16 protein-coding genes are annotated in these 19,413 nt (G+C 63.1%); 2 read left to right on the top strand and 14 right to left on the bottom strand.

Annotation, left to right across the window (positions count from 1 at the left end; genetic code table 11):
- Positions 1-33 precede the first annotated feature (33 nt).
- Positions 34-252: a hypothetical protein gene (locus tag CIW50_RS16540; protein ID WP_149532305.1), complete on the top strand. Its 219-nt coding sequence runs from the start codon at positions 34-36 to the stop codon at positions 250-252.
- Positions 253-326: 74 nt separating this feature from the next.
- Here the strand turns inward: CIW50_RS16540 and CIW50_RS16535 are convergent, their stop codons facing one another.
- The 5 genes from CIW50_RS16535 to CIW50_RS16515 all read right to left on the bottom strand — a co-directional run bounded on the left by CIW50_RS16535 (position 327) and on the right by CIW50_RS16515 (position 7,912).
- The gene (locus tag CIW50_RS16535; RefSeq protein WP_172980354.1) at positions 327-2,210 is read right to left on the bottom strand and encodes an autotransporter outer membrane beta-barrel domain-containing protein; all 1,884 of its coding nucleotides are present in this window, start codon (positions 2,208-2,210) and stop codon (positions 327-329) included.
- A gap of 255 nt (positions 2,211-2,465) precedes the next feature.
- The gene (locus CIW50_RS16530; RefSeq protein WP_149532303.1) at positions 2,466-3,563 is read right to left on the bottom strand and encodes a helix-turn-helix transcriptional regulator; all 1,098 of its coding nucleotides are present in this window, start codon (positions 3,561-3,563) and stop codon (positions 2,466-2,468) included.
- 76 nt (positions 3,564-3,639) lie between these two features.
- Entirely contained in the window at positions 3,640-5,637 is a 1,998-nt protein-coding gene (locus CIW50_RS16525) for an AfsR/SARP family transcriptional regulator (protein ID WP_172980353.1), read from the bottom strand.
- A gap of 478 nt (positions 5,638-6,115) precedes the next feature.
- The gene (locus CIW50_RS16520; RefSeq protein ID WP_068730972.1) at positions 6,116-6,826 is read right to left on the bottom strand and encodes an RlmE family RNA methyltransferase; all 711 of its coding nucleotides are present in this window, start codon (positions 6,824-6,826) and stop codon (positions 6,116-6,118) included.
- Between the two features lie 90 nt (positions 6,827-6,916).
- Positions 6,917-7,912: a Ppx/GppA phosphatase family protein gene (locus CIW50_RS16515; protein WP_502707498.1), complete on the bottom strand. Its 996-nt coding sequence runs from the start codon at positions 7,910-7,912 to the stop codon at positions 6,917-6,919.
- A gap of 289 nt (positions 7,913-8,201) precedes the next feature.
- Between CIW50_RS16515 and CIW50_RS16510 the strand changes: the two genes are divergently transcribed.
- A complete protein-coding gene (locus tag CIW50_RS16510; protein ID WP_149532300.1) occupies positions 8,202-10,574 on the top strand; it encodes a xanthine dehydrogenase family protein molybdopterin-binding subunit in 2,373 nt (790 codons plus the stop codon).
- Between the two features lie 86 nt (positions 10,575-10,660).
- Here CIW50_RS16510 and CIW50_RS16505 read toward each other — a convergent pair whose 3' ends face one another.
- From CIW50_RS16505 to glyA, 9 genes are all read right to left on the bottom strand, one after another.
- Positions 10,661-11,104: a hypothetical protein gene (locus CIW50_RS16505; RefSeq protein ID WP_246664301.1), complete on the bottom strand. Its 444-nt coding sequence runs from the start codon at positions 11,102-11,104 to the stop codon at positions 10,661-10,663.
- 80 nt (positions 11,105-11,184) lie between these two features.
- Positions 11,185-13,305, bottom strand: coding sequence for a sodium-translocating pyrophosphatase (locus CIW50_RS16500; protein ID WP_149532299.1), 2,121 nt, complete (start codon positions 13,303-13,305; stop codon positions 11,185-11,187).
- Between the two features lie 203 nt (positions 13,306-13,508).
- Positions 13,509-14,504, bottom strand: a complete 996-nt coding sequence (gene thiL / locus CIW50_RS16495) for a thiamine-phosphate kinase (RefSeq protein WP_149532298.1) — start codon at positions 14,502-14,504, stop codon at positions 13,509-13,511.
- A gap of 113 nt (positions 14,505-14,617) precedes the next feature.
- A complete protein-coding gene (gene nusB / locus CIW50_RS16490; protein ID WP_149532297.1) occupies positions 14,618-15,166 on the bottom strand; it encodes a transcription antitermination factor NusB in 549 nt (182 codons plus the stop codon).
- A gap of 5 nt (positions 15,167-15,171) precedes the next feature.
- A complete protein-coding gene (gene ribH, locus CIW50_RS16485) occupies positions 15,172-15,663 on the bottom strand; it encodes a 6,7-dimethyl-8-ribityllumazine synthase (protein ID WP_149532296.1) in 492 nt (163 codons plus the stop codon).
- Positions 15,664-15,754: 91 nt separating this feature from the next.
- Positions 15,755-16,366 (bottom strand): riboflavin synthase, encoded by a 612-nt coding sequence (locus CIW50_RS16480; protein WP_149532295.1) that lies wholly within the window; start codon positions 16,364-16,366, stop codon positions 15,755-15,757.
- Positions 16,366-17,520 carry a bifunctional diaminohydroxyphosphoribosylaminopyrimidine deaminase/5-amino-6-(5-phosphoribosylamino)uracil reductase RibD gene (gene ribD / locus CIW50_RS16475; RefSeq protein ID WP_149532294.1) on the bottom strand — a complete coding sequence of 385 codons (1,155 nt, stop codon included), beginning with the start codon at positions 17,518-17,520 and terminating at the stop codon, positions 16,366-16,368. The genes CIW50_RS16480 and ribD overlap by 1 nt, the downstream gene beginning before the upstream one ends.
- Positions 17,517-17,999 (bottom strand): transcriptional regulator NrdR, encoded by a 483-nt coding sequence (gene nrdR / locus CIW50_RS16470; protein ID WP_116664595.1) that lies wholly within the window; start codon positions 17,997-17,999, stop codon positions 17,517-17,519. The genes ribD and nrdR overlap by 4 nt, the downstream gene beginning before the upstream one ends.
- Positions 18,000-18,085: 86 nt before the next feature.
- Positions 18,086-19,387: a serine hydroxymethyltransferase gene (gene glyA, locus CIW50_RS16465; protein ID WP_149532293.1), complete on the bottom strand. Its 1,302-nt coding sequence runs from the start codon at positions 19,385-19,387 to the stop codon at positions 18,086-18,088.
- Positions 19,388-19,413: the final 26 nt, after the last annotated feature.

Raw genomic sequence — 19,413 nt, 5'->3', positions numbered from 1 at the left:
CAATGGGCCATCGGCATCGCGACGATCGTCCTCATGATCATCGCTGGCGTCATTTCGTTCGATTATGTGAACAGGCGATTTCCGCTGAAGCCACCGCCTGCTGAACAAGCCGCCACTCCACATGCCAAAGACCAGACCGATAGAGAGTTCGTAAAATCATCGGGCGCTTGTACCGAACCAGATGGATCGTGGCGAAACTGGTCATGGCCAAATGTGCCGATGCTGTCGCCGAAATGCGAGACGGCGAAATAGGCCGCAGAATGGATAGACCTTCGCAGAACCCGATCTGATCGACGAGCGCATCTGCCGTGGTCGACCAGATGTTGTCAGTACTTCGCCTTCACCGGTAATCCCGCCAGCGCCGAGTTGAAGGCGTAGTTGATACCGAAGCGACCGCCATAATTCGTTGTGCCGTTCTGGCCGAGCTGGGCGTTAAAGGCGGCGAGACCGGTCCAGTCGCGCGCGATCGTAACGGTCGTGCCGACCACGGCACTCGCCCAATCACGGCCGAGCTGGACGATGGGCATCGTGTAGCTGGGCGCAGCCATCGATGTCAGCGAGGCCGTGACCGTCCGGTTCGCGGTGTCGTCGAATTCGTGATTCCACGTGACCTGCGCGAATGGACGCCAGTTGCCGTAGTCGATGGCCGCACGATAGCCGAGCGCCAACACCGTCGAGGTGCGACCAATATTAGAGAATGCCAGGCTGGTGAAGCTGCCCGTTTCGGTGAAGGCATCGATGCCGACAGACTGCACCTCGATGCCAACAACGGGACCATGGGTGATCGCCTCCTGGCGGAAGTCGTAACCGGTCAGCGCAGCAAAGGAGAAGTTTCTGCCATGCGTTTTGCCGGTGTTGCTGTCGAAGGTAATGCCGAGCGGAACGACGCGGTTGACGTCATATTTTTGCCAACCGAAGCTCATGATCGCATTAGCCCACAGGCTGTTGGCACGGACGGCGCCGAACACCGTGGCTGCCACTTCCTGTTCACGAAAGCCGCCGCCCGACGTGAAGGTCGGATCGAACTGTCCGAGCGTCACAGCGGCACCGATCAATGCGTTGTTGCTGAAGGTATAGCTGCCGCCCAACGTGCCCGAGATCGGTGTCGAGGGATCACCGGGAAAGCCCGGCGAACTGTTGTTGAGCTTCAGCGACGACACGTCGCCGTTGAACCAGACATTGAAGCCGGGCGTCGCGCGGCGCTGGGTGATGTCGATCTGCTCCTGGATGCCGAGCGTCACACCGCGGCGTGCCTGGATCGTGCTCTCGGTGAGGAACGAGATCTGGCTCGGCGCGACAATCAGGCTGTAGTAGTAGTCTGCCTGAATTTTCTGGCCGGCAGGCGACAGATGCAAGTTGTCGGAGAACAGATTGGTCTGCAGCGCATTGGCGGATGTCAGATAAGCGGTGCCCGCGACCGGCGTCGTCGACGGAATGCAATACAAGCCGTAGCCGGAATAGCTGCCGGTGGTCGGCTGACAGGCTGATGACGAAGCGGGGATAACGCCCGCGAAAGACGTCGCTGGCGCGATCGGCGCGGGCCCCTGTGCCGCCGATAGCAATCCGAACCGCGCCGGATTGGCCCTGACGGCCGCAATCATCGCCTGCTGGTCGGCCGGAATGAAGTTGACGCCGGCGCTTGCCAGATTCTGATAGATCGTCGTGTTTAGCACATCGCCGCGCGCAAGATTGGGGATCAGGATATAGCGGGCACCGGCGTTGCGAAGCGCGGTGACTGCATTAGTGAAGATGCCGGCCTGCTGCACCAGATTCCCGGTGGTGTTGCTGCCGGCGCTGAGCAGATACAGCGCATTCGCATTGGAGACGCCGCCTGTCGAAGCGAGGTAGTTGCTCATCTGCTGGACGATGTTGGGCGTCGCGCCTGCGGTGGGAAGCGTGTTGGTGCCGCTGATCGTGGCGCCGGAGACCGCGTAATTCGTCCCGGTGGTGGAGACGCCTTGCGAGATATCCGTCAACCCGAAGCGCGCCGCCAGAATGTCCGTGTTCATGATGCCGCCTGATGGCGTCATGGATGCGCCGGCAGCACGGGCCGCCGTGAAATGGAGGTCGCCCCCGCTCAGCTTGAAATAGCCACTGTCGAGCAGGCTGGGTCCGAAAACGATAAACTGATTGAAAGTTTGCGCCGACGCAGAGGTCGCGAAGACCATCGAGGCCAGGAATGCAATGCGCAGCGATGACTTCGACTTCATAGATCCCCCGGAAGCTAAGTTATTTAGGCGCGAACGGATCGCTGTCCCGGGCTGCCGCTGGCCCTGAAGATGCATCGCCGTTCGAACCCCAGGCGGACCACCGTCCCCCCGTAACCATGCTTACGGGGCGTTGCATTCGGACGTCGTACCCCGCTTGGGGTAGTTCGCCTCGAATTGAAGGTGCTGTGGCGAAACGGCATCATGTTCGAGACGGCGTTGTGCAGAAGTCGCGAGAATTGTCTCACGTCCCTGCCCTCACGGCGTCAGCCGACGGAGCAGCATCAAGAACTCCTGCTGGCGATGGGTCTGCGTTTTCGCCAGAATGTGCTTCAGGTGGGTCCGCGCCGTCTCCACAGAGATCGACATCCGCGTTGCGATGTCGGATAGCGGCATTTCCTGCTCCAGATGCAATGCGAGCGCGGCTTCCGTGTCAGTCAAACCGAACACCCTGATCAACATGTCCGGGGCGGTCGGCCTACCGCGCTCATCGGGATCAGAGACCAGCAACAGGATCGCGCCACGCGTGAAAATCGACGCAGCCAGCCCCTCCAGCGTGATCGCGCGAATGATCAGAGGCCGCTTGCCACGACGATGCACCAAGGCAACGTTTGTCGGTGCGGCCTTGCTCGGGTTTCCAGGCCGACGCGATCCGATCAGAGCTTCGAGCCCGGCATTGTCCGGCGGATGCGTTGAGCGCAAGACCCGGCGATACAAATCGAGCCCGTTGCCGATCAGGGCCTGGGCCTTCTGATTGTGCCGCACCACCAGCCCGGCCTGATCGATCAGGAAACTGGCGCAGCCGATACTCTGATAGGCGTCGAGCGCCCCCACCGCACTCGCATAGGACAGGCTGCGCGCGAGGGCCGCCGCTTGAGCGAGGGGGCCCGAAAAGCGGACCAGGTCGTCCTGTTCCGCGCGGTCAAAAAAACCGTGGCGGTCACCGCGCTCGAAGACGAGACACCATTCGTCGATCGGATCGGAAAAGCCGACCACCGCCGACCAGTTGCAGTCGTAACGCGCCAGGAAACCCCGATAATAATCCGACGACGCCAGCTCGTCGGGACTGGCAAAATCCTGATCCGCGAAAATCCCCTGCTGCTTGATCAGCGGCAGACCGCGAGTCCGCTCATCGCGCTCATGCCAGCCGTCGCGGTAATAGATCTCCAGCCCTGCGGCCAGAGCCTGCGAATGCGGGGTTCCCGGACCCCTCCCTTTCACGGGTAGCAAGAGGGTGCCTGCGGCACGTCCGTATTCCGCGAGGAGATCCATGGTCGCGGTCCACCGCGACGGATCCACCACCGCGTCCAGAAGGGATCGCGAGGCCTGTTCGAAGGTGATTTGAGTTGCGTTCATGACGCGAACTGTAGGTGTGGCGGCGTCAAACCATCGTCAAAGTGCTGTGAGGCAGCGCGAAAGCGCCGGAAATGCGCTATTTCAGCGCCCGCACTGCACGGAATGCCTCGACCATCTGATTACGCGCTTCGACATAGCGTGCATCCGCCGTGCGCCCCCCGCGTTGTCCCATCGCCTCCGGCGTATAATTCGGGCTGAGCTGCCGGGCCTTTTCTGCTGCGGCACGGGCTTCGTCCAGCCGGTTAGCCTGGAACAACGCCACCGCATACAGCGCCTGGATGCGCCCGACCGTCGGATTGCCGGTCACGGCCGTGCCGAGATATTGCGCGGCTTCCGGATAGTGACCTGCGACCAGAGCTGTCTCGCCCGCGATATAGGCCGTCTCGGCAGCGCCGAGGTCAGGCAGCAAATTGGGCGTGGCCGCCTCCATCAGGCGATAGCCCTCCTGCAACCGGCCGAGGAAGATCATGACATGGGCATATTGGGCCGCGGCGTTCCAATGCGCGGGGTCGAGCCGCACCGACTGCTCAAAATTGCTCAGCGCCTGTTGAAAGTTGCCTTGCAGCTTGTTCAGCATGCCTTCCTTGAAGGCGATATCGGACGAGTTCGGCACCAACGGCTTCACGCGGATCAACAGGTTGCCGACTGCAGCAACATCCTCGGCGCGCTGCGGACTCTGGTTTCGTGCCACCCGCAGAATGAGGCAATCGGATAGCCCGAGCAGCGCAATTACATTGGTCGGGTCTTCCGCGAGGACTTCCTTGTACAACGCGATTGCCGTTGCATCCTCGACGCCCAGCCGGGTTTGTAGTTGTGCGGCGCGGGCACGCCAGAGTTTCGCCGGCACCGAACTGGCTTGGGCCAGCAGCCGGGCCTGATGCAGCACAATCTCGGAGGTCACATATCCGTAGAGCTCGCGCGCGAACCCGGTATCCGATCCGTCATGCACAGGAATGGAACCTGACCATAGGGTTTCGTTGTTGCCGGTGGCCGTCAGATTGACGTCGACACGCATAGCCTGACCGGCAGAAACCAGTTGCGAATTGATGCGATAGTCCGGCCGCCGAGACGATGCGCCGGCGAGTTCGATGAGTGTCACCCTGTTGTTGCGCGAAAATGCCAGCGAGGCTTCGCTGGCGAGCGCGCGGATCAGGTCCTGACCGCGCGGATCGTTTCCGCCGCTGATCGGTGCGAGCGAGACCGACGCACGGCCGTATCGCTTGTCATCGATGCTTCGGTCGCCGGGCGAGACCCATAAGGAAACGCCGACGACGGCCGCGATCAGCAGCGTCAACAGCCCACCGACGGCTAGGAGAACGCCGCGCCGGCTGACGCGTGGCGCCGCGTTTGGCCCGCCTGGCCGAGGCACTTCGGACCCAGCGACCGCCCCCCCCACCTCGTCAGTCGGCTCGGCCTCCGGCAAATCGCGCAACTGGTCGATCAGCTTGAGCGTCGCAGGCTCCGGCCGCACGGCCAGCTCGTCGCGCAGCAAGAGACGGAAGGTCTCGAAGCGCTGCATCGCAGCCGCTCGGCCCGACATGACAGCCTCGAGCGCGATGATCAAGCGATGGGTTTCCTCGCGGATCGGATTGATGGCCAAAAGCGCATTCGCAACGACGAGTGCTTCCTGATGCTGCCCGTCGCGCTCCAGCGCTTTGACGAGGCGATCATGCAGGACGATAGCCCGGTCCATCACGCGCTGGCGCTCGCCACGCAACCAGTCGTCGAATGTGGGTTCAACACCTTCCAATCCGGCCCCGAACGCGCCCTGATAGGCAGCGCAGACGCGCATCAGATCGGGAATATCCGCATCCTCCGGCAGTTGCAGCAGGTTGAGGCAATCGGCATCGACGAGCTCGCACGCCAAGCGGACGGTCTCGTCATCCGATTGCAGAAGTCCGTCGCCATTCACCTGGATACGACGAAGGCTGCTCAGCGACTGCCGCAGACTCTGCCGGGCCTGATCATCGCCGCTGTCGCCCCATAGCAAGGCTGCGAGCGTGGCACGGTCGGCCGCGCAACGCGGCGCCATAGCCAGATAAGCGAGCAATGCGCGTGCCTTGCGGGACGTCACGGGTATGCGGGCACCGGAATGCCTGTCCAGCAATGCGAACTGACCAAGCAGGACGAGCGAAAACAATCGCGCGTGAGGCCGAGCGTCCGTCTCCCCTTTGCCTATCTCCTGATCCAACAACGACTGGTCGTTCATGCAGCATCACACCTGCACTACCGCCGAACGCAACGAGTGCCTAAAAAGCCTCATGATCCGCAACGACCTAATCAATGTGCAATGCCTCATCATATTGAGGGTCTCACACATGATCAATCGGACATACCCCATTCAGGGTAATACAACCGAAGAGGCTATCGTGCGGGAACCGGTACCGCACCCGCCAACGGAAAAATCCCCGGCGTGACGAGCGCCGGGGATCGGAGGTTTTGAACAGTGAGAAAGCTCACTGCCGCATGCTTTAACGAGACGAGGGCGGCTGACGTCACCCATTCAGGTGATGTGCGGCAAAGCCCGGCGCGCGCATGCGTTCAAGGCTGCGCTAGTTATCGTGCTCACCGAGCCGGTGATCGCCTGCCACACCGCGAAACCCCATCGCCAGCACATAGCGTTCCGACGAGTCCTTGCGGCTCGCAGCCGGCTTCACATGTTTCACCGTCGCGAAGTCGCGCTTCAGCTGCGTCATCAGCGTGGCGTCGGCACCGCTCTGGAACACCTTGGCGACGAAAGTGCCGCCGGGCTTGAGCACATCGGCAGCGAAAGCCGCAGCATCCTCGACGAGGCCGACGATGCGGAGCTGATCAGTCTTGCGATGGCCGGTGGTGTTGGCGGCCATGTCCGACATCACCACATCGGCGAGGCCGCCCATCATCGCCTTCAATCTGTCGGGCGCATCATTATCGAGAAAGTCCATCTGGGCGAAGGTCACGCCGACGATCTCCGGCATTTCCAGAAGATCGATGGCGACCACCTGCCCCTTGCCCTCGGCCGAGCCGACGCGCCGCGCGGCGATCTGGCTCCAGCCGCCGGGTGCGGCACCGAGATCAACCACCGACAGGCCGGGCTTGAGAAAGCGGTATTTGTCGTCGATCTCGATGATCTTGTAGGCCGCGCGTGAGCGCAGGCCATCCTTCTTTGCCTGCTGCACATAGGGGTCATTGAGCTGACGGTCGAGCCAGAGCTTCGACGACAGTTTCATTCTGCCGGCGCTCTTGACCTGGATCCGCAGGCGTCCGGTGGTGTCTTTGGCCATGGTCTCGTGCTTGCTTTCAGCTATTCGCGCTTCCCTTAGCACGGCGTGGCGGGAAACCCGAATATTCGCTCTGAATCGGGGAAATCAGGCTCAGGAGGCGCGGATCGCGCCGTCCTCGCGCATCATCTCCACCAGCATGCCCTCGCGCAGCCCCCGATCCGCCACACGCAGCCGCGGCATCGGGAACGCGTTACGGATGGCGTCCAGAATGGCACAGCCGCACAGCACCAGATCCGCGCGGTCGGGGCCGATACACTGATTGGCGGCGCGTTCCGCATAGGTCATGTCGAGCAACTTCGCGATGGTCTCGTCGAGCTCGGCATTACTAAGCCAGATGCCATCGATGCGACGTCGGTCGTAGCGCAGCAGCCCCTGATAGACGCCGGCCAGCGTGGTCACCGTACCCGAGGTGCCCAGCATGTGCATGCCGTCAAGATCGCCGGCATGTTCGGCGGCGAACGGCGCCACGTGTTGGGCGACCTCCGCGATCATCTGTATGTAGCTATCCCGGGTGACGTGCTTGCCGCCGAACTTCTCGGCCAGCGTCACCACGCCGAGCGGGATCGACATCCACGCCTTGATCAGCGGCTTGCCATTGGGATCCGTCGGGTCGCGCTCGATACGCACTAGCTCCGACGAACCGCCGCCGATATCGAACAGGATGGCGCCGCGCCCATGCGGGTCGATCAGCGGCGAACAGCCGATCACGGCCAGGGCGGCTTCGGTCTCACGATCGATGATCTCCAGCGTGATGCCGGTCTCGCGCGCCACCCGGTCGAGAAACACATCCGAATTCGAGGCCGCACGGCACGCTTCGGTCGCGATCAGCCTCAGCCGCTGCGCGTCACGGGCGCGTATCTTGTCGCGGCAGATGCTGAGCGCCGAGATCGCCCGGGCAATCGCAGCCTCGCTGATGACGCCGGAGGTCGAGACGCCCTCGCCCAGCCGGATGATCCGTGAAAACGAATCGACCACGCGAAAACTGTCGCCCGTGGGACAGGCGATCAGCAGGCGGCAATTATTGGTTCCGAGATCGAGCGCGGCATAGGTGTTGGCACATGCAGGCTCGCGCGCGCCGTCGACCATTGCCGCAACCAATCCTCGCAAGCTTTCGCCCTGCACACCCTCGCCCGGCCCAGGGCCGGTGCGAAGCCGCGTGTCATCATCCATTCAATCTGTCTTTCCGCGACCCGAGGGGCCGACATGGAAATATCTTTCACGGAAAGTTTAGCAGGGCACAGGATCAGCGCAACCTTGGCGCAGCCCCATGTCCAATCGTCCGTTGTCGTACAGCTAACACTGCCTTATCTGAGGGGCTCACAGGGGCGCGGAACCGCGCGGCATCCTGGAATCATCCACATTTGATGGATTCACCATGCAAGATTTTACCGGCTCGCCCGTCGACAACGCCATCGCCATGCAGAAATACGGGGTCGGACAGCCGGTGCGGCGCAAGGAAGACGACACCCTCGTCCGCGGCAAGGGCAAATACACCGACGATTTCAACCTGCCCGGCCAGCTCTATGCCTGGATCGTCCGCAGTCCCCACGCCCATGGCGTGATCCGTGGCATCGATACCGAGGCTGCCCGGGCGATGCCCGGCGTCCACGGCGTCTGGACCGGCAAAGACCTCGAAGCCGCCCATTACGGCCCCTTTACCTGCGGCCTACCGCTGAAGAGCCAGGACGGCAGCCCGCTGTTCCAGACCAATCGCCATGCGCTGATGACCGACAAGGTGCGCTATGTCGGCGACCCCGTCGCCTTCGTGGTGGCTGAAACAGTCGCACAGGCGCGCGATGCCGCCGAGGCCGTCGTGCTCGATATCGATGCCCTGCCCGCCGTCACCGACTGCGAGGCCGCAACGAAGCCCGACGCGCCGCAGCTCTATGATCACATCCCCAATAACGTCGCGCTCGATTATCACTATGGCGACACCGCAGCCGTTGAGGCCGCTTTTGCATCCGCCGCGCATGTCACCAAACTCGACATCGAGAACACCCGCGTCGCCGTGGTGTCGATGGAACCGCGCTGCGCCCTCGCGACTTACGAGAAATCCGGCGGCCGCTATGTGATCCAGGTGCCGACCCAGGGCGTCGCCGGCAACCGCAACACGCTGGCCAAGCAGCTCAACGTCGCGCCCGACAAGGTCCGCATCCTGACCGGCAATGTCGGCGGATCGTTCGGCATGAAGAACATCAGTTACCCCGAATATATCTGCCTGCTGCATGCGGCGAAGGAACTGGGCAAGCCGGTGAAGTGGCTGGACGAACGTTCGTCCAGCTTCCTCTCCGACAGCCACGGCCGCGCCCAGGACATCCACGCGGAACTCGCGCTCGACAAGGATGGCAAGTTTCTCGCGGTGCGTCTCAAGGGCTACGGCAATCTCGGCGCCTACATCACCGGCGTGTCGCCGAGCCCGCTATCGCTCAACACCGGCAAGAACCTCGCCAGCGTCTACAAGACGCCGCTCCTGTCGGTGGACATTAAGTGCGTGCTCACCAACACCACGCTGATGGGCGCCTATCGCGGCGCCGGCCGCCCCGAGGCCAACTACTTCATGGAGCGGCTGATCGACCGCGCTGCCGACGAGATGGGCATCGACCGCTTTGCGCTGCGCAAGCGCAACTTCATCAAGCCATCGCAACTGCCCTTCGCGGCCGCCTCCGGCGTCACCTATGACAGCGGCGATTTCCAGGGCGTGTTCGACAAGGCGCTGGAAATCTCCGATCACGCCGGCTTCGCCAAACGCAAGAAGGACAGCCGCAAGAACGGCAAGCTCCGCGGCATCGCGGTCGGCTCCTATCTCGAAGTCACCGCGCCACCATCGGGCGAGCTCGGCAAGCTGACCTTCGGCGAAGACGGCACCGTGACGCTGACCACCGGCACCCTGGATTACGGCCAGGGCCATGCCACGCCGTTTGCGCAGGTGCTGTCGGCACAGCTCGGCGTGCCGTTCGAGGCCATTCGTCTGGAGCAGAACGACAGTGACCTCGTCCGCATGGGTAACGGTACCGGCGGCTCACGCTCGATCACCGCATCGGGCCAGGCCATCGTCGAAGCCTCGGATCTCGTGATTACCAAGGGCAAGGCCGCCGCCGCGCATCTGATGGAAGCGTCCGAAGCCGATATCGAATTCAAGGCTGGCCGTTTCACCATCGCTGGCACCGACCGCTCCATCGACATCATGGAACTGTCGCAGCGTGTGCGCGAGGGCAAGATGCCTGAGGGCGTGCCCTCCTCGCTCGATGTCGACCACACCTCATCGGACGTGCCCTCGACCTTCCCGAACGGCTGCCATGTGGCCGAAGTCGAGATCGATCCCGACACCGGCGTGCTGACCATCGTCAATTACGCGGCGGTCAACGACTTCGGCACCATCGTCAATCCGATGATCGTCGCCGGCCAGTTGCATGGCGGCGTGGCGCAAGGCATCGGCCAGGCGCTGATGGAGAAGGTCAGCTACGACGCATCGGGCCAGCCCATCACCGGCTCATTCATGGACTATGCGATGCCGCGCGCCGGCGACATTCCGCGCATGCTGGTCGGCGATCATCCCTCGCCGGCGACGACCAATCCGCTCGGCACCAAAGGCTGCGGCGAAGCCGGTTGCGCGGGCTCGCTCTGCACCATCGTCAATGCGGTGGTCGATGCGCTCAGCGACTACGGCGTCACCCATATCGACATGCCGCTGACCTCCGAGCGCATCTGGCAGGCGATCCAGGACGGCAAGAAGAGCGACGCGGCGTAAGCCTGATCATCTCAACAAAAAGCCCCGCGATTACATCGCGGGGCTTTTTGTTTTCGTATGCGCCGATGCACTTCGCCACAAGCAGTCTAGCTCTTTGTCCCATATTTCCGCGCAAAATCCCGCCCGGAGCGCGCGATGCAGACCGCGGCCTGCCCCTGATACATCGAGCCCTCGTTCTTCTCCGCGATCTTGTTGCATTTCGCTCGCGCTTTTTCGTAGGCGGCCTTCGTGGCGGCGACTGCCTTGGGCAAAAAGCGCGGCTCGCATTTCGACAGCACGATGTCCGAGAGCGCATTGTCGCCGGACGAGCCGAGCTGACAGAGTTCGAGCAATCGGTACGCTCCCTCGCAGCTGAACTCGGTCTTCATCGCGGCGGTGACGGCATTGGCAAGCCCACCCGCTTTCGTGATGGCGGCCTCGGAGACCGGGCATTGCTCGGCGGCCGTGGCTGGGGCGCTGCAAGCAACAAACAGCCCGATGGCTGCGAGACAGTAACGAAAACGAACCCGACCATGGGGCAACGGCTGCATGTGGTCCTACCTGATCAAACGAACAACGAAAAATCCCGCGGCTTGCGCCGCGGGATTTTTGCATTCGTGCTCTCGGCCGTCTAGTGCGCGAGAATCGCCAACAACAACAGCGCCACGATATTGGTGATCTTGATCATCGGGTTCACCGCGGGCCCTGCCGTGTCCTTGTAGGGATCGCCGACGGTGTCGCCGGTCACCGCAGCCTTATGGGCATCGGAGCCCTTGCCCCCGAAGTGGCCGTCTTCGATATACTTCTTGGCATTGTCCCAGGCACCGCCGCCCGAGGTCATCGAGATCGCCACAAAGAGACCCGTGACGATCACGCCGAGCAGCATCGCGCCGACCGCCGAGAACGCCGCCGACTTGCCGACGGCGCCGCCGCCGGCAATCGCATAGATGATGAAGTAGACGACGATGGGCGACAGCACCGGCAGCAGCGACGGGATGATCATTTCCTTGATCGCTGCCTTGGTCAGCAGATCCACCGCGCGGCCGTAATCCGGCTTGTCGGTGCCCTGCATGATGCCCGGCTTCTCGCGGAACTGACGACGCACTTCCTCGACGATGGCGCTAGCCGCGCGGCCCACGGCCGTCATGCCCATCGCACCGAACAGGTAAGGCAGCAGACCGCCGAACAGCAGACCGACCACCACATAGGGATTGGTCAGCGAGAAGTCCGGCAGCACATCCTTGAAGTACGGATACTTCGCAGCATTGGCGATGAAGAATTTGAGGTCTTCATTGTAAGCCGCGAACAGCACCAGTGCGCCCAGGCCCGCCGAACCGATGGCATACCCCTTGGTGACCGCCTTGGTGGTGTTGCCGACCGCGTCGAGCGCGTCGGTGGCCTTGCGGACTTCCTTCGGCAGACCGGCCATTTCGGCAATGCCGCCGGCATTGTCGGTGACCGGACCGAAGGCGTCGAGCGCCACGATCATGCCGGCCAGCGCCAGCATCGTCGTGGTGGCAATCGCGATACCGAACAGACCCGCGAGGCTGTAGGTAACGAGAATGCCGGCGATGATGACGATCGCCGGACCCGCCGTCGACTCCATCGAGATCGCCAGACCCTGGATCACATTGGTGCCGTGGCCGGTGACCGACGACTGCGCGATGGACTTCACCGGCCGATAGTCGGTGCCGGTGTAGTATTCGGTGATCACGATGATCAACGCCGTGACGACGAGGCCGGCGACGCCGCATTCGAACAGCGCCAGCCCCGTATACTTCACGCCGGCCAGCGGACCAAAACCGATCAGCCAGTAGATCACGGCGGCAACGCCGAACAATGACAACACGCCGGTGGCGATCAGGCCCTTGTACAGCGCGCCCATGATCGACTGGCTGGCACCGAGCTTGACGAAGAAGGTGCCGGCAATCGAGGTGAGGATACAGATGCCGCCAATGGCGAGCGGCAGCGTCATCATGTTGACCAGCAATGGCGACGTCGCGAAGAAGATCGCGGCGAGGACCATGGTGGCGACCGCGGTCACCGCATAGGTCTCGAACAGGTCAGCAGCCATGCCGGCGCAGTCGCCGACATTATCGCCGACATTGTCCGCGATGGTCGCCGGGTTGCGCGGATCGTCTTCGGGAATGCCGGCTTCGACCTTGCCGACGAGATCGCCGCCGACGTCAGCGCCCTTGGTGAAGATGCCGCCGCCGAGACGCGCGAAGATCGAGATCAGCGACGCGCCGAAGCCGAGCGCCACCAGCGCATCGATCACGGTGCGGCTGTTGGCAGCAAGCCCCAGCGTATGCGTGAGATAGGCGAAGTAGATGGTGACGCCGAGCAGCGCCAGACCCGCCACCAGCATGCCGGTGATGGCCCCCGCCTTGAAGGCGAGTTCGAGGCCGCCAGCCAGCGAGATCGTCGCCGCCTGCGCGGTGCGGACATTGGCGCGCACCGAGACGTTCATGCCGATGAAGCCAGCTGCGCCCGACAACACGGCTCCGATCAGGAAGCCGAAGGCAACGAGCATGCCCAGGAAGTAAGCCAGCAGCGCGAAGATCACGACGCCGACGATACCGATGGTGAGATATTGTCGCTTCAGATAGGCCTGTGCGCCCTCCCGCACGGCCTCTGCAATTTCCTGCATCCGTGCGTTACCCGCATCGGCCTTCAACACAGAACTCGTCGCCCAGATCGCGTAAACGATCGACAGTGCCCCGCAGAGCACGATCACCCACAATGCTGTCATGGAATCTGCCTCAGTCCTTCCTGCCCGGCGCCTTGTTTAATGGCGCATAAAAAGGAGGCCTGCCCAGCACGTGAGGACGGCCTCTCGTTTGATGAGCATGGCAAAATCGGTATCGCCGTGCAACGCCGCTCACGCAGCTAAAGCGCGAATTTTGGAGGAGATGTAGAGAGATCGCCGGGAATGGCGCAACCTGTACTAAAGTCTCAGAAGTGGCTGTAGGACAGCCGCTTCAAGACAATGTCCCTGCCCGCCTGATCGACGAAGCGCGGCGACGACGCACCTGCAACAATCGTCCCGATGACAGTGACCAGCACGCCCGTTTGCTGTGCGGCCTGCGTGAAGGCCGTCATGCGATTCTCGGGAATGGTGCAGAGGACTTCGTAGTCGTCGCCACCGGCGACCAGGGTTTCGAGACCGATCACGCCGCGATCCAGCAGCGCCTTCGCCGAGGCCGACAGAGGAATGGCCGGCGCATCGATGACCGCTGACACGCCCGACACGCCACAGAGCTTGGCGAGATCACCGGCCAGTCCGTCGGAGACGTCCATCGAGGCCGTCGCGAATTCACGGACGGCCAGAGCAAGCGCATGACGCGGCTGCGGAACGCGGTAGCGCGTCACGAGCGCAGCACGCGCGTTGCTGTCACCGGCCAGCGTCGTTGCCACCGCGCCGCCCTTCAGAACCCCAAGGCCGAGCGCGGCATCGCCGATCGTGCCACTCACGACCACGCGGTCGCCCTCCGTAGCGCCATGACGCCTGACCATGCGGCCTTCCGGCACGCGACCGAAGGCCGTGACCGAGACCATCAGCGGCCCTGGCGTCGAAACGGTATCGCCGCCGAGTAGCGCGCAGCCGAATGTCGCGATGTCCTCGCCGAGACCGCGCGCAAACTCGGCCAGCCACGCCTCGTCATGCGTCCGCAGTGCCAGCGTCAGCATGAAGCCGGCCGGTGTCGCGCCCTTGGCGGCGAGGTCGGAGAGATTCACGCGCAGCGCCTTGCGCGCGATGGTGTCGGGGGGATCGTCAGGCAGGAAATGCACGCCTTCGACAATGGCGTCGGTGTTGACGACGATGTCCTCACCGTCAGCCTTGAGCACCGCAGCGTCGTCGGTCAGCCCGAACGCACCAGGATCAGTCGCGAGCGGCTTGAAGTAGCGCGCGATCAGGGTGTCTTCGCCGGAGGTTGTTTCCCTACTCATTTCGCACGGCCCTCTGCACGTCATTGCGAGCGTAGCGAAGCAATCCAGAAGCAACAAGCGAAGGCTGGATTGCGTCGTCGCAAGGGCTCCTCGCAATGACGGAGGAAAGGCCGTTAGCGCGAAAACTCTTCGCTGCGAAACTGCCGGGCGATCTGATCGAGCACCGCATTGACCATGCCGGTCTCGTCGCCTTCCACGAAAGCGTGCGCGACGTCGACATATTCCGACACCACGACACGGCCGGGAATGTCCTTGCGATGTTCCAGCTCATAGGCGCCGGCGCGCATCACCGCGCGGAGGATCGCCTCAATGCGCTGCAGCGGCCAGCCCCTGGAGAGCGCATCGTCGATCAGCGGATCGAGCTTGTTCTGGTCGCGCACCACGCCAGACACGATGTCGCGGAAGAACGCTTCTTCGGCCGGGAGATACTGGTCGCCCTCGATCTCGCTGCCGAGCCAGAAGCTCTCGAACTCGGCGAAGACGTCGTTGATGCCCGCACCGCCGACATCCATCTGATACAGCGCCTGCACGGCAGCGAGACGCGCGGCCCCGCGGCGGTTGGCCTTGCGATCGCCTTTCGGGACGGCCTTCTTGAGGTCGACTTTCTGGTCTGACGATTTCTTGTCAGCCGTTTTTTTCTCAGACGCTTTCTTGTCAGCCATTGGACTCAGGCCTTCGCCAGACGGCGCTTGATGCGCAGCACGGACAATGCCGCGCGAGCCGCATCGCCGCCCTTGTTCAGTTCGCCGGCGCGCGCACGTGCCCAAGCCTGCTCGTCGGTATTCACCGTGATAATGCCGTTACCCAGCGGCAGGCGAAGATCGACGGCGAGATCCATCAACCCGCGCGAGGATTCCATCGAGACGATCTCGAAATGGAAGGTCTCGCCGCGCACCACGCAGCCCAGCGCAATTGCCGCTTCGTAAGGCTTGCCGGTTTTTGCGGCAGCATCGACCGCGATGGCGATGGCAGCCGGGATTTCCAGCGCACCGGGTACCGTCAGCACGTCATGGGTGACGCCAGCCGCCTTCAGCTCAACGATCGCCCCTTCCAACAGTGCATCCTGAATGTCGTCATAGAACCGCGCCTCGACGATCAGGACGCGCGCGCCCGTGATGTCGGTCTGGTCCTGCAAATGAGCGCGTCGCGCGTCTGCCATCGGTATTCCATCGAAAATTGGGAGAATTGATTGATTGCGCAGGGTTTTAGGCGCAGCGGCGCCATATGCCAAGGGCTGATCGAGGCGCGGACTATTTCATCTCGCTGAGCCGCGCCGCGTAGCGCGCCATCAGGTCCACCTCGATATTGACCTCGGCGCCCTCTTCCCACGCGTTGCCCAGCGTGGTGACGCTCAGCGTGTGCGGAATGATCAGTACGGCGAATTGCACGTCGTCGACGGTATTCACGGTCAGCGACACGCCGTCGAGCGTGATCGAGCCCTTGGTGGCGATGAAGCGCGCCAGTTCGCGAGTCGTGCGGAAAGTGATCCGCGCCATATCCGGCAGATTCTCGCGCGACACGATGGTGGCGATGCCGTCGGCATGACCGGCGACGATATGGCCGCCGAGCTCGTCACCGATCTTCAGCGCGCGTTCTAGATTGAGCCGGGTGCCGAGCTTCCAGTGCTTCGCCGTGGTCATGCCCAGCGTCTCCGCTGCGGCATCGACGTCGAACCAGGTTTTGCCGCTGGCCACGCCAGAGCCGACCACCGTGAGGCAGACGCCATTGCAGGCGATCGAGGCGCCATCGGCGATGGTGGTCTGGTCGTAGTCGCAGAGAATGCGCAGCCGATGCAGTTGCCCCTGCGCCACCTGCTGCAGGCTCTCGATCTCGCCGATATCGGTGACAATGCCGGTGAACATTAGCTTCTTTCGTAGATTGTCAGAATGTCGTTCTCGATCGTCTCGCTAGCACGCTGCACGAAATCCCGCGACCCGGTGATCGCCGATAGCGGCAATGCGTCCAGCGCGGCAATGCCGTCATCGCCGATCGGTTTTGCTCCGCGAAACAGCCAGACTTCATCGACCAACCCTGCCGCCACGAAAGACGACGCGACTTTGGACCCGCCTTCCACCAAAAGCCTGGTGATGCCCTTCTCTGCCAAACACTGCAGCGCGGCCAGCAAATCCAACCCCGGTGGCGGTGACGTCGTAGTCGGCACACGCAGCACCTGCGCGCCGGCGGCGCCCAGCGCCATCGCGGCGGGCGCCTCGGACAGGTTCGATGTCATCACCCAGAGCGGCGTCGTGCGGGCCGAATGCACCAGTCTGCTGTTGCCGGACATGCGCAATGCGCGGTCCAGCACGACGCGCACCGGCGAGCGTTTCATCATGCCGGGCAGACGACAGGTCAGTTCGGGATCGTCAGCGATGACGGTGCCCATGCCGACCAGCACCGCATCGCATTGCGCACGGAGCAAATGCACGCGCGACCGCACCATCTCGCCGGTGACGGCGACGGGCTTGCGACCGGCTGCCGCGATCCTGTCGTCCGGCGATACCGCGAGCTTCAGCACGACATGCGGGCGCTTGTCGCGGATACGCCGAAAATGCCCGGCGTGATCGCGTGCCGCTTGCTCTGCACAGAGCCCGACATCGACCCTGATGCCGGCCGCGCGCAACCGCGCATGACCCTGGCCTGCCACGTCCGGATTGGGATCTTCAATGGCCGCAACGACGCGCGCGACGCCGGCAGCGATGATCGCATCGGCGCAAGGCGGCGACTTGCCGACATGCGAGCACGGCTCCAGCGTCACATAGAGCGTGGCGCCGCGCGCCGCGTCGCCGGCCTGCGCCAGCGCGACGGGTTCAGCATGGGGACGGCCGCCGGGCTGGGTCCAGCCGCGGCCGATAATCACGCCATCCTTGACGATCACCGCGCCGACCGCGGGATTGGGCCAAGTACGCCCCTGCCCGCGCTTGCCAAGCGTCAGCGCCAGCTGCATGAAGCGCAGATCGGTGGCTTTCGCCTCTTGGGACTTTTGCGCGTATTGATCTTCCAGGATGCGGAAGATCATTTTCGGACGACCACCGGTCGGTCGTCATCCTCGGAATTCAACTCACCGAGCACCGCCTCGAAATCCTTCGCCTCGCGGAAATTGCGATAAACCGAAGCAAAGCGGACATAGGCGACATCGTCGAGTCCGCGCAGATGCTCCATCACGATCTCGCCGATGGTCTCCGACGAAATCTCCGCCTCGCCGCCGCTTTCCAGCTCACGCACGATGGCCGAGACCATTGTTTCAACGCGCTCTGGATCGACCGGACGCTTGCGCAGGCTGATCGACAGCGAGCGGACCAGCTTGTCGCGATCAAACGGCACGCGTCGGCCGTTGCGCTTGATTACCGTGAGCTCGCGGAGTTGCACGCGCTCGAAGGTGGTGAAACGGAAATTACAGGCGACGCACACGCGCCGCCTGCGGATCACGGCGGAATCTTCCGCGGGACGCGAGTCCTTCACCTGCGTATCGAGGCTATTGCAGTTCGGACAGCGCATTCCCAGCAACCTTCCAGACACTCGTTCCTGCGCGACCTTCTGACCGCGCAGGCCTTCTCATCGTAAGCCTTACCGATAGGCAAACCTTACTGATAGATCGGGAAACGATCCGTCAGCGCCTTGACCTTCTCCTTCACGGCCGCTTCGACCAGCGGCGCACTGCCGTCGCCGGACTGCGCCACCGCGCTCAGCACTTCGGCAATCATCTCGCCGGTCGCCTTGAATTCGGCAATGCCGAAACCACGCGTGGTCGCCGCAGGCGTACCGAGACGGATGCCCGACGTGATCCACGGCTTTTCAGGATCGAACGGCACGCCGTTCTTGTTGCAGGTGATGCCGGCGCGCACCAGCGCCTTCTCCGACACGTTGCCCTTCAGGCCCTTCGGGCGCAGGTCGACGAGCATCAGGTGGTTATCGGTGCCGCCCGAGACAATGTCGTAGCCCTGCGCGCGCAGGGTTTCGGCCAGCGCCTTGGCATTCTCGACGACGTTCTTCGCATAGACCTTGAAGTCCGGCTGCAACGCTTCCTTGAAGGCCACGGCCTTGGCCGCGATGACATGCATCAAGGGACCACCCTGCAGACCCGGGAAGATCGCCGAGTTCAGCTTCTTGTGCAACGCCTCGTCATTGGTGAGGATCAGGCCACCGCGCGGGCCGCGCAGCGACTTGTGCGTGGTCGTCGTGGTGACATGGGCGTGCGGCACCGGCGAGGCATGGACGCCACCGGCGACGAGACCGGCGAAGTGCGCCATGTCGACGAGGAGATAGGCGCCGACGCTGTCGGCGATCTCGCGAAAGCGCTTGAAGTCCCACGAACGCGAATAGGCCGAGCCGCCGGCGATGATCAGCTTCGGCTTCACCTCTTCCGCCTGCTTCGCAATCGCATCCATGTCGAGCAGCTGATCGTCCTTGCGCACGGTGTAGTGCACCGGCTTGAACCACTTGCCGGACATGTTGACGGGCGAGCCGTGGGTGAGATGGCCACCGGCTGCGAGGTCGAGACCCATGAAGGTATCGCCCGGCTGCAGCAGCGCCAGGAACACGGCCTGGTTCATCTGGCTGCCGGAATTCGGCTGCACATTGGCGAATTGCGCGCCAAACAGCTTCTTGGCGCGCTCGATCGCCAGCGTCTCGGCGATATCAACGAATTCGCAGCCGCCGTAATAGCGCGCGCCCGGATAGCCCTCGGCATATTTGTTGGTCATCACCGAGCCTTGCGCTTCCATCACCGCCTTGCTGACGATGTTTTCAGACGCGATCAGCTCGATCTCGTGACGCTGGCGACCGAGTTCACCCTTGATCGCCTCGGCGATTTCCGGATCGGCCTGCGCAAGCGAGGCGGAGAAGAACGAGTCGGGCGCGGAGCCGATTTGGGCCGAAGTGGTCATAGGGCAATATCTCCACCGCCGCGGCC

The sequence above is a fragment of the Tardiphaga sp. P9-11 genome (assembly GCF_008329525.1).
Taxonomy (GTDB): domain Bacteria; phylum Pseudomonadota; class Alphaproteobacteria; order Rhizobiales; family Xanthobacteraceae; genus Tardiphaga.
This window is presented reverse-complemented; position numbering and strand designations above follow the sequence as displayed.

Coding starts and splice junctions, on each gene's coding strand:
- CIW50_RS16515 (WP_502707498.1), bottom strand. CDS start 7,912: ATGGTCGACGGCGCGCGCGAGCCTGCATGTGCCAACACCTATGCCGCG.
- CIW50_RS16520 (WP_068730972.1), bottom strand. CDS start 6,826: ATGGCCAAAGACACCACCGGACGCCTGCGGATCCAGGTCAAGAGCGCC.
- CIW50_RS16540 (WP_149532305.1), top strand. CDS start 34: ATGATCATCGCTGGCGTCATTTCGTTCGATTATGTGAACAGGCGATTT.
- glyA (WP_149532293.1), bottom strand. CDS start 19,387: ATGACCACTTCGGCCCAAATCGGCTCCGCGCCCGACTCGTTCTTCTCC.
- CIW50_RS16510 (WP_149532300.1), top strand. CDS start 8,202: ATGCAAGATTTTACCGGCTCGCCCGTCGACAACGCCATCGCCATGCAG.
- nrdR (WP_116664595.1), bottom strand. CDS start 17,999: ATGCGCTGTCCGAACTGCAATAGCCTCGATACGCAGGTGAAGGACTCG.
- ribH (WP_149532296.1), bottom strand. CDS start 15,663: ATGGCAGACGCGCGACGCGCTCATTTGCAGGACCAGACCGACATCACG.
- nusB (WP_149532297.1), bottom strand. CDS start 15,166: ATGGCTGACAAGAAAGCGTCTGAGAAAAAAACGGCTGACAAGAAATCG.
- CIW50_RS16535 (WP_172980354.1), bottom strand. CDS start 2,210: ATGAAGTCGAAGTCATCGCTGCGCATTGCATTCCTGGCCTCGATGGTC.
- CIW50_RS16530 (WP_149532303.1), bottom strand. CDS start 3,563: ATGAACGCAACTCAAATCACCTTCGAACAGGCCTCGCGATCCCTTCTG.
- ribD (WP_149532294.1), bottom strand. CDS start 17,520: ATGATCTTCCGCATCCTGGAAGATCAATACGCGCAAAAGTCCCAAGAG.
- CIW50_RS16505 (WP_246664301.1), bottom strand. CDS start 11,104: ATGCAGCCGTTGCCCCATGGTCGGGTTCGTTTTCGTTACTGTCTCGCA.
- CIW50_RS16500 (WP_149532299.1), bottom strand. CDS start 13,305: ATGACAGCATTGTGGGTGATCGTGCTCTGCGGGGCACTGTCGATCGTT.
- thiL (WP_149532298.1), bottom strand. CDS start 14,504: ATGAGTAGGGAAACAACCTCCGGCGAAGACACCCTGATCGCGCGCTAC.
- CIW50_RS16480 (WP_149532295.1), bottom strand. CDS start 16,366: ATGTTCACCGGCATTGTCACCGATATCGGCGAGATCGAGAGCCTGCAG.